The following is a 12,853-nucleotide window of genomic DNA, read 5'->3' as shown; positions in this document are numbered from 1 at the left end:
AGCGTTAACGGGACCGTTCTCTGGCCCGGTCGAGCGCGCCGGGCAGGGCCTTTGCCAGCGCCGCCATCTCGGCCTCCGGCCCGCAGGAGATGCGGATGCAGCGGTCCATCGGCGCGACGGCGGGCTTGCGCACGAAGATGTCGGCGGCGGTCAGCTCCTCCAGCACGGCGCGGGCAAAGGCGCCGTCCCCGCCGCAATCGACGGCGACGAAATTCGTCGCCGAGGGCAGGGCGCTCAGCCCGTTATCTGCCGCAATCGCCGCAATCCGATCGCGCGAGGCCGCCACCAGACGGCGCATGTAGACCTGCCAGGTGGTGTCCGACAGCGCCGCAAGGGTACCGGCCTGGCTGATCCGGCTGATGCCGAAATGGTTGCGGATCTTGTCGAAGGCGGCAATCAGCGGCGCCGCGCCGAGCGCATAGCCCACCCGGGCGCCTGCCAGCCCATGCGCCTTCGAAAAGGTGCGCATCCGGATCACCCGGGGGTCATCGGCCGCAACCGGCGCCGCCGTGCCCTCGGGGGCGAGTTCGACATAGGCCTCGTCAAGCACCATCAGTGTGCCTTCGGGCAGGTGATCCAGCATCGCGGCGATCACCGCGCCCGGGTGATGGCTGGCCATCGGATTGTCCGGATTGGCGATGTAAAGGAGCTTCGGCCGGACCTGCTGCGCCAGCGCCAAAAGCGCCTCGGGGTCTTCGGCATCGTTGCGGTAGGGCGCCTTGTGCAGGACCCCGCCAAAGCCCGCGACATGGAAATTGAAGGTCGGATAGGCGCCCTCCGAGGTCACCACCGCATCGCCCGGTTTCAGAACCATCCGGCAGAGCGTGCCCAGAAGCCCGTCGATCCCCTCGCCCACGACCACATTTTCGACGCCGCAGCCATGCGCGTGGGCCAGCGCCACCTTCAGATCGTGGTTTTCCGGGTCGCCATACATCCAGGCCTCGCCCGCCGCCGCCGCCATCGCGGCGATCGCGCGGGGGGAGGGTCCGAAGCCGTTTTCATTCGCGCCAAGCCGCGCCCGAAACGGGCGGCCGCGCAGGCGTTCCTGCGTTTCGGGGCCGACAAAGGGCACGGTGGCGGGCAGGCTGGCGACAAGCGGCGTGAGACGGATCTGGGTCATGCGCCATGGCTAGGGGCTTTGGCGCCCTGCGTAAAGCCGGTTTCGCAGCGTCATGCGCGCGCGGGCGGGCGCGATGTGCTTTGATGACGCAAACGGAACGCGAAGCGGGGGGAGGCGATGGACAGGCTGACGTTGCAACGGGTCGAGGGGGTGGCGGTGGTGACGCTGAACCGCCCCGACAAGATGAATGCGGTCGATTTCGCGATGATCGACGAGATGATCGCGCTGGCCGGGCAATTGGCCGCCGAACCGGGCCTGCGGGCGGTGGTGCTGCGCGGCGAGGGCCGGGCCTTTTGCGCCGGGTTGGATGTCGCGAATTTCTCCGCTTTGGCCCTGGGCGACCCCGAGGCGCTGATCGCGCCCCGCAGCCACGGCGATGCGAACCGGTTCCAGCAGTTTTCGCTGTGCTGGCGCGCGCTGCCGGTGCCGGTGATCGCGGCGCTGCACGGCGTCGTCTTCGGCGCCGGGCTGCAGCTGGCCGCCGGGGCCGATATCCGCATTGCCGCGCCGGGCACGCGGCTTGCGGTGATGGAGATGAAATGGGGGCTGATCCCCGACATGGGCGGCATGGTGACCCTGCCCGAGCTTTTGCGCGCCGACGTGCTGCGGCGGATGACCTACACCGCCGAGGAAGTCCCGGGGGAAGAGGCGCTGCGGCTGGGTCTGGTCACCGAACTGGCCGAAGATCCGCTGATGCGGGCGCTGGATCTGGCCCGCGCGATTGCCGGGCGCTCGCCCAGCGCGATCCGGGCGGCGAAGCGGCTGGTCACGGCGGCCTATGCCGCGCCCGCGGCCGAGGTCTTGCAGCTGGAAAGCCGCGAACAGATCGCGCTGATCGGCAAGCCCGACCAGATGGCGGTCATCGCCGCCAACATGGCCGGACGGGCGCCGAAATTCGGCTGATCAGATCGAGAGTTTCTTGAAGATCGGTTCCGGGATGGCGCGGATCACCCGCATCACCGGCCCCCAGATCCTGGCCGTGTAGATCACGTTGCGGCGTTTGGCGATGCCCTGCGCGATATCCTCGGCCACGGCCTCGGGCGTCGTCATGAAAGGCAGCGTCATTCCCGCGGTCATCCGGGTGGCCACGGGGCCGGGCTTCACCGTCATCACCTGCACGCCGCGGCGGCCCAGCCGGTTGCGCAGCCCCGACAGATAGGTGGCAAACCCCGCCTTTGCCGCGCCGTAAACATAGTTGCCGATCCGCCCCCGGTCGCCCGCGACCGAGCCGATGCCGACGACGACACCCGCGCCGCGGGCTTCCAGCACCGGGGCCAGCAGGCTCAGAAACGTCGCGGGGCCGGTGAAATTGTCAGCGATCACCCCGGCGATCAGCCCGGGATCGGCGTCGATCGCCGCCTGATCCGGCATCGCGCCGACGAAAGAGGCCGCATTCAGCACGCCCTCGCAAGCGGCCAGCCGGGCCACCAGCGCGGGATAACCGGCGCTGTCGCGGGCATCAAAGGCCACGACCTCGGCCGCCGCCGCGCCCCGCAGCCGCAGATCCTGCGCCAGCGTTTCAAGATCGGCCAGATTGCGACCGGCCAGAAACAGGCTTGCGCCGTCGCCCGCCAGACGGCGCAGGAAGGGGCGGGCCATCTCCGATCCGGCCCCCAAAATGATCCAGCTCTGCATCTCAGGGGCTCCTCAGCTTCAGCCGACGGACAAGGTCGGTCTCATAGGCCCGGGCGGGATCGGCTTGCGCCACCTCCTGCCGCCAGGCGTCCAGTTCGGGATACATGGCGGGGATATGCGTCCCCCCGGCCAGGGCATCCTTGGCGAAATAAAGCCGCCCGCCCGCCGCGACGGTGTCTTCCTCCAGCGTGCGGATCAGATCGCGGGCGGCGGAACGGTTCGGGAAATCGACGGCCAAGGTATAGCCCTCCATCGGGAAGGACAGATACCCGGCCCGCCCCGGCCCCATCCGCTTGAGCACGGCCAAGGGCGAGGCCAGGCCCGAAGTGGCGATCCGGTCGAGCATGGCCCGCAGCGCCTCCGCCGCCGCCAGCGGCACGACGCATTGAAACTGATGAAAGCCGCGCCTGCCGTAAAGCCGGTTCCAGTCGAGGATCCTGTCGAGCGGAAAGAAGAACTCCGCCATTGTCCGCACCACCGTCCTCCCGGCTGCAGGCACACGGGCATAGTAAGCCGCGTTGAAGGCCCGCACGACAGGCGCCGAGAGCGCGAAATGCGGCGCATCCAGCGGCACTTTCGCCGGTTTTCCGCGTGTCCTGACCAGACCGCGGGCGACCTCGCCCTCTTCGAAGATGCCGCGGCCAAGGCTGGCGCCGGTGGCGGTGGCATCGATCCAGCCCACGGTATAGGTCGCGGTCGATTGGTCGAGCAGGGTCAGGTGCCGGTCCCAATCCCGCGCGCGCCGCTCGGTGACCAGCATCACCGTGCCCGCGCAGGGCGCCAGCCGCAGCTTCGCGCGCAGGATCGTCCCGGTCTGGCCCAGCCCGCCGACGGTGGCGCGAAACAGGCCGGTGCCCGGGGTCACTGTCACTTCGGCGCCATCCTGCCAGAGCGTGATCTCGGCCACATGGGCGCCGAAACTCCCCGCATGGTGGTGGTTCTTGCCATGCACATCCTGCGCGATGCAGCCGCCCAGCGTGGCAAAGCCGGTGCCGGGCATCACCGCGGGCAGAAAGCCGCGCGGCGCGAAGGCCGCGGCCACCTCGCCGATGCGGACCCCGGCTTCCAGCTCGAGGATCCCGGTCTCGGCGTCAAAGGCCAGGAAGCGGTCCAGCCCGCTCATGTCGATGGCGCGGCCGCCATGGTTCAGCGCGGCATCGCCATAGGACCGGCGCATGCCGAAGGCGGGGGCGGGGTCAAGGCGGGCAAGGTCGCTCGCGCGGTCGGGCCGCGCCACCGTGCCCGAGGCCCGCAGCGCCCGTCCCCAGCCCGAATAATCCTTGGGGCGGAAGGCCATCGCCGCCCCCTATGCCGTCGCCCGGGCGGCGGCGCGCTCGGCGATCGGAAAGACCGCCAGGCCAAGGGCGATGGCAAACCAGAGCGTGGTGAGCCGGATCACCGCCGTCGCCGGAACCGAGATTTCGAGCGGCACGCCATCGAGTGACAGTAGCGCCACCATCGCCGCCTCGGCGCCGCCAAGCCCGCCGGGGGCGCCGGTCAGACCGCCCGCCAGCGTGGCGAAGACGAAGATCGAGACGGCTTTCCACAGGGCGATCTCGGCGCCAAGGAAGCCCAGAAGCAGATGAAAGGCATAGCCCTCGGCCAGCCAGCCGAGGAAGCCGAGCCCCAGCGCCAGCGCCAGCGTCGGCCCGTGGCAGAAGCGCGTCAGCCGCCGCGCGGCGCCGCGGGCGCGGGCAAAGGCGCGCGGAAAGCGGCCAAGGGCGCGGTAAAGCCGGGTGACCAGCGCGGACAGAAGCCGCGGCCGCGTCGCGGTGACGGCGGCGGCCAGCGCCAGCGCGGCCACCGGCACCGCCCCGGCGATCCGGTCCGCGGCCAGGGTCAGCGCCAGCGCAAGCAACAGCGCCATCACGGCCAGATCGCCTGCCCGGTCCATCAGGGCCAGCGGCGCCGTGCGTTCCAGCGTCCAGCCGGTCTCGCGCCGCAGCCAGCGCATCCGCACGAGTTCCCCCAGCCGCCCGGGCGTGACCGACATCGCAAAGCCGCCCAGATAATGGCGCAGGTTCTGCCAAAGCCCCGTCGGCAGGCCCAGCCGTCGCGCCAGCCCGTGCCAGCGCAGGCCGCGCAGCAGATAATTCCCCGCCGAGAGCGCCAACAGGATCGCCACCTGCCAGGGCTGCAACCGGGCCAGCTGCGCGCCGATCTCGGCCCAGCCGGTGGCGGTGCCAAGGCTCCAGAGCCCAAGCCCGACAAGGGCGATCAGACCGAACATCAGCCCCTGGTCGCGCCCGGGGCGCGCAGGATTGGGGGCGGAGATGTCGGGACCGTGGTTCATCATGCCCCGTCCTCTACGGGCCAACTTGGGCAGCAAGATGACGCTGTTACGCATGCGCAAACCCTGTTTGCCGGCAGGAAGGGGCGCTGCCCCTCGCGGCTTTGCCGCTCACCCCGGCGTATTTACACCAAGAAAAAGCAGCGGGTCTTTTTCTTGGTGCAAGTACGCCCTTCGCGCCGCAGGCGCAAAGCCCCGCCGCAGGCGGGGCCCTGCCTTGACAGTCAATCGACGATCGTCGCCTCGGTGGCGGCGCGCAGCTCCGCCTCGGTCACGCCGTCCGCCAGTTCGACGATCTTGAGGCCGCCGGGCACCACATCCAGCACGCCGAGGTTCGAGATGATCCGGTTCACCACCGCCTTGCCGGTCAAAGGCAGAGTGCAGGCGTGCAGCACCTTCGATTCGCCCGCCTTGTTGGTGTGATCCATCACCACGACGACGCGCTTGACCCCGGCCACAAGGTCCATGGCGCCGCCCATGCCCTTGACCAGCTTGCCCGGGATCATCCAGTTCGCCAGATCGCCGGTTTCCGACACTTCCATCGCGCCCAGAATCGCCATCGCGATCTTGCCGCCGCGGATCATCCCGAAACTGGTCGCACTGTCGAAATAGGCGGTCTGCGGCAATTCGGTGATCGTCTGCTTGCCCGCGTTGATCAGATCGGGGTCTTCCTCGCCCTCATAGGGAAAGGGCCCCATGCCGAGCATGCCGTTTTCCGATTGCAGCGTCACCGACACCCCCTCGGGGATGAAGTTCGGCACCAGCGTCGGAATCCCGATGCCGAGGTTCACATAAGTCCCGTCTTTCAGTTCCTTGGCGGCCCGCGCCGCCATCTGGTTGCGATCCCAGGCCATGATCACACCTCCCGTTTTTCGTGCGCGGTCGCGCGGGCGGCGGAACCGGTTCCCACTTCCGCCTGCGCAACTTCGCGTTTGCGCGTGGTGCGTTGCTCGATCCGCTTCTCGTGTTGGCCCTGAATCAGCCGGTGCACATAGATCCCGGGCAGGTGGATATGGTCGGGGTCCAGCGCGCCCAAGGGCACGATCTCCTCGACCTCCATCACGCAGACTTTCCCGCACATCGCGGCGGGCGGGTTGAAGTTGCGCGCGGTCTTGCGGAACACCGCATTGCCCGAGGGATCGGCCTTCCAGGCCTTGACGATCGACACATCGGCGATGATGGCGCGTTCAAGGATATAGGTCTCGCCGTCGAAGTCCTTGTGCTCCTTGCCCTCGGCCACCACGGTGCCGACGCCGGTCTTGGTGTAGAACCCGGGGATGCCGCAGCCGCCCGCCCGCATCCGCTCCGCCAGGGTGCCCTGCGGGTTGAATTCAAGTTCCAGCTCGCCCGACAGATACTGGCGCATGAATTCGGCATTCTCGCCGACATAGGAGGAGATCATCTTCTTGATCTGCCGGGTATCCAAGAGCTTGCCCAGACCGAACCCGTCCACGCCGCAGTTGTTCGAGGCGATGGTGATATCCTTGATGCCGCTTTCGACCAGCGCATCGATCAGCATTTCGGGGATGCCGCAAAGGCCGAACCCCCCCGCCGCCAGCGTCATCCCGTCGGAGAGAAGCCCGTCAAGGGCCTCTCGCGCCGAGCCGTAGATCTTGTTCATGAAACCCTCCCGTTACCTTGCGCAAAGCTTGGCAAGGCAACGGGTCCAAGTCAATTGCCGCGTTGCGGCGAGGGGTCAGTCCTCGACCACGTCCGCTTCGGGCGCGGCTTTTTTCGGGGCGGCCTTCTTCGCCGCGGGCTTCTTGGCGGCGGTCTTGGTCGCCGTCTTGGTCGCGGCCTTCTTTGCCGCCGGTTTCTTCTCGGCGGCGGGCTTGGCGGCCTTTTTCGGCGCCGCCTTCTTGCCGCCTTTCGAGGCCTTGGCCTCCAGCAGCGGCAGGGCTTCTTCCAGCGTCATCGCCTCGGGCTCCGTGCCCTTGGGCAGCGTCGCATTGACCTTGCCCCATTTCACATAGGGCCCGTAGCGGCCGGGCATCACCTGCACCACGCCGCCCTCCGGGTGTTCGCCCAGATCCTTCAGCGGTTGCGCCGCCGCGGCCGAGCCACGGGCGCCACCGCGGGCCAGTTTCTGCGCCAGCACTTCGACGGCGCGGTTCATGCCGATGGTGAAGACCTCTTCGACATCGGGCAGGTTCGCGTAGGTGCTGTTGTGCTTCACATAGGGGCCGAAGCGCCCGATGCCCGCCTCGACCAGGGCGCCATCCTCGGGGTGATTGCCGATCGGGCGCGGCAGGTTCAGCAGTTGCAGGGCGCGCTCAAGATCGATGCTTTCGGGCGACCAGCCCTTGGGCAGGCTCGCCCGCGGCGGTTTCGGAATCTCTTCGCTTGCCTCGCCCTTTTGCACATAGGGGCCGAAACGGCCGACGCGCAGCGTGATCTGCGCGCCCTCGTCCTCGCCCAGAACCTTGCCATCCAGCACGCCCGCCTCGCCGTCCGCAGGGGCCGAAAGCGGCCGCGTGTAGCGGCAGTCCGGGTAATTGCCGCAGCCGATGAAGGCCCCGCCCGAGCGCGCGGTTTTCAGATGCAGCCGGCCGGCCGAACAGACCGGGCAGGAGCGCGGATCGGACCCATCCGCACGCGCCGGGTAAAGATGCGGGCCCAGAACCTCGTCGATCTTCGAGAGCACCTCGCCGATGCGCAGATCGGCGGTCTCGGCCAAAGCGGCCGAGAAATCGCGCCAGAACCGGGCCAGCACGTCCCTGTAGGGACGGTCGCCCGCGGAAATGTCATCCAGTTCCGTTTCCAGATCGGCGGTGAAATCATATTCGACATAGCGGCGGAAATAATTCGACAGGAAGGCCGTCACCAGCCGCCCGGTGTCCTCGGGGATCAGCCGGTTCTTGTCCTTGCGCACATAGCCGCGGTCGACGATCGTCGTCAGGATCGAGGCATAGGTGGAGGGCCGCCCGATGCCCAATTCCTCCATCCGCTTCACCAGGGTCGCCTCGGTGTAGCGCGGCGGCGGCTGGGTGAAATGCTGCTCGGGCGTGATCGCCCCTTTCTGCGCGGGCTCGCCCTGCATGATCTGCGGCAGACGGGCGCCATCTTCGCCCTCGTCATCGTCGCGGCCCTGATCGTAGATCTTGAGAAACCCGTCAAAGGTCACCACCTGGCCGGTGGCGCGCAGCTCGACCTCGTTGTCTTTCGAGCCGACATCGACCGTGGTCCGTTCCATCACCGCCGCCGACATCTGGCTGGCAAGCGTGCGTTTCCAGATCAGGTCGTAAAGCTTCCACTGGTCATCCGCCAGTTTCAGCTTGTCCGGGCTCTGGCTCATGTCGGTGGGGCGAATGCATTCATGCGCTTCCTGCGCGTTCTTCGCCTTGTTCTTGTACATCCGCGGGCTGGAGGGGACGTATTTGTCGCCAAACCGCCGCTTGATCTCGTCACGCGCGGCCATCACCGCCTCGGGGGCCATGTCGATCCCGTCGGTCCGCATGTAGGTGATGTGGCCTGCTTCATAAAGCCGTTGCGCCGCCGACATGCAGGCCTTGGCGCCCATGCCGAACTTGCGGCTGGCTTCCTGTTGCAGGGTCGAGGTCATGAAGGGCGGATAGGGGTTGCGGGTGGCCGGTTTCGCCTCGACCGATTTCACGGTGAGATCGCGGCTCGTCACCGCCTGCACCGCCAGTTCCGCATCGGTCGCCGTCGTCAGATCGAACTTGTCGAGCTTCTTGCCCCCCAGCACCGTCAGCCGCGCGGTGAAAGTCTGGCCGCGCGGCGTCGTCAGTTCCGCCGTCACCGTCCAGTATTCCCGCGCCCGGAAGGCCTCGATCTCCATTTCGCGCTCGACGATCAGCCGCAGGCAGACCGACTGCACCCGCCCGGCCGATTTCGCGCCCGGAAGCTTGCGCCACAGCACCGGGGACAGGTTGAACCCCACCAGATAATCGAGCGCCCGCCGCGCCAGATAGGCATCGACGAGGGCCTGATCGACCTCTCGGGGCGCTTTCATCGCCTCGGTGATCGCGGATTTGGTGATCGCGTTGAAGGTGACGCGGCTGACCTTTTTCTTCTTCAGCTTCGAGGCCAAAGCCTGCTGCAGGTGCCAGGAAATCGCCTCGCCCTCGCGGTCGGGGTCGGTTGCGAGGATCAGTTCGTCGTCATTGGCCAGCGCGTCGGTGATCGCCTTGATATGCTTCTTGCTGTCCGCCGCGACTTCCCATTTCATCTCGAAATCGGCGTCGGGATCGACCGAGCCATCCTTGGGCGGCAGATCGCGGACGTGACCGAAGGAGGCCAGCACGGTATAGTCGGAGCCCAGATACTTGTTGATCGTCTTGGCCTTGGCGGGGGATTCGACAACGACAACGGCCATGACTTCCTCTTGATCACTCTCGCAAACCGGTTCAGCGGCGGACCATGCGGGGGGTTTGGGGCAAATGTCAATCCGGCTTCCGTCGCAGCCTGCGCGGGCCGAAAGGGGGAAAGATGCGGGGAATTGCCGTTCTGGGGCTGGTTTTCTGGGCGGGGGCCGCGGTGGCGGGCGATTGGGAAAGCCCGGCGCGGGGCTCGCAACTGCGGGGGGATCTGCTCGATGCGCTGCGCCCGCTGGTAGAGTGGCAGCTGGGTGCGCCGGTCGAATTCGTGGTGACCGAGATGCGGGTGAAGGGCGATCACGCCTTCGCCACGCTGGTGCCGCAGCGCCCGGGCGGGGGCAAGATCGACATGGCGCGGACGCCGATGGTGCTGCGTGAGGAATTCGACCCGGAACTGGCCGAGGGGGGCGATCACGTCGAGGCGCTTTGGGTGAAATCCGGGCGGCAATGGGTGGCGGTGCATCATGCGGTGGGCGCCACCGATGTCTGGTATTCCTGGGAGCCGATCTGCGCCACCTTCCGCGACGTGATCCCCGAGGCCTGCGGCGGCATGTGAGGCCGCGCCCGGGATCAACCGCGCCCGGATCAGCCGCGGCTGAGCAGCCCGCCCGGATGGCGGGTGATTTCGCCTTCGATTTCAAGGCCGATCACTTCGCGTGACAGGGTGGCGGCATCGATGCCCAGATCGCGGATCACCGTATCCTCGGGCGTCGGCGCCGGGCCAAGAAGCGCCAGCAGCCGCGCCCGCAGGCCGGTGACGGCGGCCATCGGACCGGCTTTCGCTGCGGCGGCGGGCTGGGGCGACGGTCGCGGATCGGGGCGCGGCTCCGCCCGGGGCGCGGCTTCAAGGCCCATCGCTTCGATCACATCCTCGGCGCCGCGGATCAGCACCGCGCCGTCGCGGATCAGCATGTTGCAGCCCGCGGCGCGGGCATCCATCGGGTGACCGGGCACCGCCATCACCTCGCGCCCGTAATCCAGCGCCATCCGCGCGGTCAGCAAGCTGCCCGAGCGCGCGGCGGCCTCGACCACCAGCGTCGCGCGCGCCAGCGCCGCGATGATCCGGTTGCGCTGCGGAAAATGCCGGGCCTGCGGTTCGGTCCCCGGGGGAAGTTCGGCCAGAAGCAGCCCCCCGGTGGCGATGCGGCTGGCCAGATCGCGATTCTCGGGCGGATAGATCACGTCGAGGCCGCCCGCCATCACCGCGATCGTGCCGAAGGGCAGGGCGGCTTCGTGCGCGGCGGCGTCGATGCCGCGCGCCAGCCCCGAGACGACGGCGAATCCCGCCCGGCCCATCTCTTCGGCCAGTTTGCGCGCCATCCTTTGCCCCAGCGACGAGGCATTGCGGGCGCCGATAACCGCGACCCGCGGCGCGGCCAGCAGATCGACCCGGCCCAGCGCCCAAAGCACGGGCGGCGCATCGGGCAGCTCCAGCAGATCGGCGGGATAGCCCGGCCCCCCGGGCAAAAGCAGCCTTGCGCCAAGGCGCCGGCCGGCGCTCAGCTCCGCCTTGGCCACGCCGGGCGGGCAGGGGCTGTAATCGGCAGATCCGGCGGCCCGGGCAATGCCCGGAAGCGCGTCCAGCGCGGCGGCGGCGCTGCCATGGTCTTTCAGCAATCGGTGGAAGGTCGTGGCCCCGACACGACGGGAGCGAGCGAGACGGAGAAACGAGAGCTCGTCTTCTTCCGTGGTGGGTGGGGTGAAGGGGGTGGGGTAAGAAAACAAACTTGTTTTCATCCGTCCCTCCGCCTCGTCGCAAGATCAATCTGCCGCATTAATCTTAACAAAGAGTTACCAAGAGTGCGATTCGTCTCAAAGTTGAAGAAAATTTTCAAATAACATGTTTAAATTGCGCAGAGGGCCCCGGGGAGCCCGTCCTTTCCGTGCATCAATGCGCAAGAGGGTCCGGGCGGGTCCGAACCGGGTCCGGGGCGCGGCGAATCAGGCGGCCGAACCGCCCACGGTCAGCCCGCCGATCAGGAGCGTCGGCTGGCCCACGCCCACCGGCACCCATTGCCCGGCCTTGCCGCAATTGCCGATGCCGGGATCCAGCGCCAGATCGTTGCCGATGGCGCGGATCTGCTTCATCGCCGCCGGGCCGTCGCCGATCAGCGTCGCCCCGCGCAAGGCCGCGCCCACCCGGCCATTCTTCACCCGGTAAGCCTCGGTGCAGTTGAAGACGAACTTGCCGTTGGTGATGTCGACCTGCCCGCCGCCGAAACCGACGGCATAGATCCCGTCCTTCAGATCGGCGAGGATGGCGGCGGGATCGGCCGTGCCCGCCAGCATGTAGGTGTTCGTCATCCGCGGCATCGGCGGATGGGCATGGCCCTCGCGCCGACCATTGCCGGTGGGCGCGACGCCCATCAGCCGGGCGTTCTGCCGGTCCTGCATGTAACCCACCAGCACGCCGTCCTCGATCAGCACGGTGCGGTGCGAGGGCGTGCCCTCGTCGTCGATGCTGATCGAGCCGCGCCGGTCCGGGATCGTGCCGTCATCAAGCACGGTGACCCCCCTCGCCGCGACCTGCTGCCCGATCCGGCCGGAAAAGGCCGAGGATTTCTTGCGGTTGAAATCGCCCTCAAGCCCGTGGCCCACGGCTTCATGCAGCATCACGCCCGGCCAGCCCGGACCCAGCACGACATCAAAGGCCCCCGCGGGCGCCGGTTCGGCCGACAGGTTCACCAGCGCGATCCGCAAAGCCTCGCGCGCAATCGGTTGCCAATGGCCGGGCACGATCAGCCCCGCCAGACCGATCCGCCCGCCGCCGCCATTCGTGCCGCTTTCGCGACGGCCGTTTTCCTCGACGATCACCGAGACATTCACCCGCGCCATCGGCCGGATGTCGGACAGCACCCCGCCTTCGGGGCGCAGGATGAACACTTCCTGCAGGCTCGCCGCCACCGTCGCCGTCACCTGCACCACGCGCGGGTCGAGATCGCGGGTGAAAGCGTCGATCTCGCGCAGGATCTCGATCTTCGCGCCGAAAGCGGCATCGGCCATCGGATCGGCGGCGCCGTAAAGATGCCGGTTGGTGCGCGCGGGTGGCGCCGCCATCACCCCGCCGCCATCGCCCACGGCCAGCCGCGCGGTTTCCGCCGCCCGTTTCAGCGCGGCTTCCGAAATCTCGGTCGCATGGGCATAGCCCGTCACCTCGCCGCGCACGGCGCGCAGGCCGAACCCCTCCGACGCATCATAAGAGGCCGTCTTCACCCGGCCATCGTCGAAGACGAGGCTCTCCGAACGCATCCGTTCCAGAAACAGCTCGCCATCATCGGCCCCCGCCGTTGCCGCGCGCAGGATCGCCAGCGCGGAAGCCTCGTCGATCTGCGTCTCGAAGGGGGCGAAGCGGTCCTGGCTCATCTGCGGCTCCTTTGGGTGATCCCTTGCAGATATAGCCGCCCCGGGTGAAAGGAAAGGCAATCGCGCAAAAGCGAAGGCGGCAAGGCCCCGGCCTTGATGCTTGGGGCT

The 12,853-nt window shown here is 68.1% G+C and carries 11 protein-coding genes; 2 read left to right on the top strand and 9 right to left on the bottom strand.

Features of this window, described 5'->3' with window-relative positions:
* Positions 1 to 4 precede the first annotated feature (4 nt).
* Positions 5 to 1,120, bottom strand: coding sequence for a pyridoxal phosphate-dependent aminotransferase (locus RCAP_RS15360; RefSeq protein WP_013068804.1), 1,116 nt, complete (start codon positions 1,118 to 1,120; stop codon positions 5 to 7).
* A 117-nt stretch (positions 1,121 to 1,237) separates the two neighbouring features.
* Between RCAP_RS15360 and RCAP_RS15355 the strand changes: the two genes are divergently transcribed.
* Positions 1,238 to 2,023: a crotonase/enoyl-CoA hydratase family protein gene (locus RCAP_RS15355; protein ID WP_013068803.1), complete on the top strand. Its 786-nt coding sequence runs from the start codon at positions 1,238 to 1,240 to the stop codon at positions 2,021 to 2,023.
* On the opposite strand, the gene RCAP_RS15350 is transcribed toward RCAP_RS15355, so the two are convergent.
* From RCAP_RS15350 to topA, 6 genes are all read right to left on the bottom strand, one after another.
* Positions 2,024 to 2,755 carry an SDR family NAD(P)-dependent oxidoreductase gene (locus RCAP_RS15350; protein WP_013068802.1) on the bottom strand — a complete coding sequence of 244 codons (732 nt, stop codon included), beginning with the start codon at positions 2,753 to 2,755 and terminating at the stop codon, positions 2,024 to 2,026.
* 1 nt (position 2,756) lies between these two features.
* Complete coding sequence (locus RCAP_RS15345; RefSeq protein WP_013068801.1) at positions 2,757 to 4,052, bottom strand: FAD-binding oxidoreductase; 1,296 nt, start codon at positions 4,050 to 4,052, stop codon at positions 2,757 to 2,759.
* Positions 4,053 to 4,061: 9 nt separating this feature from the next.
* Positions 4,062 to 5,051 carry a lysylphosphatidylglycerol synthase transmembrane domain-containing protein gene (locus tag RCAP_RS15340; RefSeq protein ID WP_013068800.1) on the bottom strand — a complete coding sequence of 330 codons (990 nt, stop codon included), beginning with the start codon at positions 5,049 to 5,051 and terminating at the stop codon, positions 4,062 to 4,064.
* Between the two features lie 218 nt (positions 5,052 to 5,269).
* A complete protein-coding gene (locus RCAP_RS15335) occupies positions 5,270 to 5,899 on the bottom strand; it encodes a 3-oxoacid CoA-transferase subunit B (protein WP_013068799.1) in 630 nt (209 codons plus the stop codon).
* Between the two features lie 2 nt (positions 5,900 to 5,901).
* The gene (locus RCAP_RS15330) at positions 5,902 to 6,666 is read right to left on the bottom strand and encodes a CoA transferase subunit A (RefSeq protein ID WP_013068798.1); all 765 of its coding nucleotides are present in this window, start codon (positions 6,664 to 6,666) and stop codon (positions 5,902 to 5,904) included.
* A gap of 75 nt (positions 6,667 to 6,741) precedes the next feature.
* Positions 6,742 to 9,381, bottom strand: coding sequence for a type I DNA topoisomerase (topA, locus tag RCAP_RS15325; RefSeq protein ID WP_013068797.1), 2,640 nt, complete (start codon positions 9,379 to 9,381; stop codon positions 6,742 to 6,744).
* A 113-nt stretch (positions 9,382 to 9,494) separates the two neighbouring features.
* On the opposite strand from topA, the gene RCAP_RS15320 reads away from it, so the two are divergent.
* Positions 9,495 to 9,938, top strand: a complete 444-nt coding sequence (locus RCAP_RS15320) for a hypothetical protein (RefSeq protein WP_013068796.1) — start codon at positions 9,495 to 9,497, stop codon at positions 9,936 to 9,938.
* 29 nt (positions 9,939 to 9,967) lie between these two features.
* On the opposite strand, the gene dprA is transcribed toward RCAP_RS15320, so the two are convergent.
* Together dprA and tldD are read right to left on the bottom strand one after the other, a co-directional pair.
* The gene (dprA, locus tag RCAP_RS15315; protein ID WP_013068795.1) at positions 9,968 to 11,119 is read right to left on the bottom strand and encodes a DNA-processing protein DprA; all 1,152 of its coding nucleotides are present in this window, start codon (positions 11,117 to 11,119) and stop codon (positions 9,968 to 9,970) included.
* A 204-nt stretch (positions 11,120 to 11,323) separates the two neighbouring features.
* Positions 11,324 to 12,745, bottom strand: a complete 1,422-nt coding sequence (gene tldD, locus RCAP_RS15310; protein ID WP_013068794.1) for a metalloprotease TldD — start codon at positions 12,743 to 12,745, stop codon at positions 11,324 to 11,326.
* Positions 12,746 to 12,853: the final 108 nt, after the last annotated feature.

This window comes from Rhodobacter capsulatus SB 1003 (genome assembly GCF_000021865.1).
Lineage (GTDB): Bacteria > Pseudomonadota > Alphaproteobacteria > Rhodobacterales > Rhodobacteraceae > Rhodobacter > Rhodobacter capsulatus_B.
This window is presented reverse-complemented; position numbering and strand designations above follow the sequence as displayed.

Bases quoted from the DNA above. Each gene is read 5' to 3' on its own strand.
- tldD (WP_013068794.1), bottom strand. From the start codon at position 12,745: ATGAGCCAGGACCGCTTCGCCCCCTTCGAGACGCAGATCGACGAGGCT.
- RCAP_RS15330 (WP_013068798.1), bottom strand. From the start codon at position 6,666: ATGAACAAGATCTACGGCTCGGCGCGAGAGGCCCTTGACGGGCTTCTC.
- RCAP_RS15360 (WP_013068804.1), bottom strand. From the start codon at position 1,120: ATGACCCAGATCCGTCTCACGCCGCTTGTCGCCAGCCTGCCCGCCACC.
- RCAP_RS15340 (WP_013068800.1), bottom strand. From the start codon at position 5,051: ATGATGAACCACGGTCCCGACATCTCCGCCCCCAATCCTGCGCGCCCC.
- RCAP_RS15355 (WP_013068803.1), top strand. From the start codon at position 1,238: ATGGACAGGCTGACGTTGCAACGGGTCGAGGGGGTGGCGGTGGTGACG.
- topA (WP_013068797.1), bottom strand. From the start codon at position 9,381: ATGGCCGTTGTCGTTGTCGAATCCCCCGCCAAGGCCAAGACGATCAAC.
- RCAP_RS15345 (WP_013068801.1), bottom strand. From the start codon at position 4,052: ATGGCCTTCCGCCCCAAGGATTATTCGGGCTGGGGACGGGCGCTGCGG.
- RCAP_RS15350 (WP_013068802.1), bottom strand. From the start codon at position 2,755: ATGCAGAGCTGGATCATTTTGGGGGCCGGATCGGAGATGGCCCGCCCC.
- dprA (WP_013068795.1), bottom strand. From the start codon at position 11,119: ATGAAAACAAGTTTGTTTTCTTACCCCACCCCCTTCACCCCACCCACC.
- RCAP_RS15320 (WP_013068796.1), top strand. From the start codon at position 9,495: ATGCGGGGAATTGCCGTTCTGGGGCTGGTTTTCTGGGCGGGGGCCGCG.
- RCAP_RS15335 (WP_013068799.1), bottom strand. From the start codon at position 5,899: ATGGCCTGGGATCGCAACCAGATGGCGGCGCGGGCCGCCAAGGAACTG.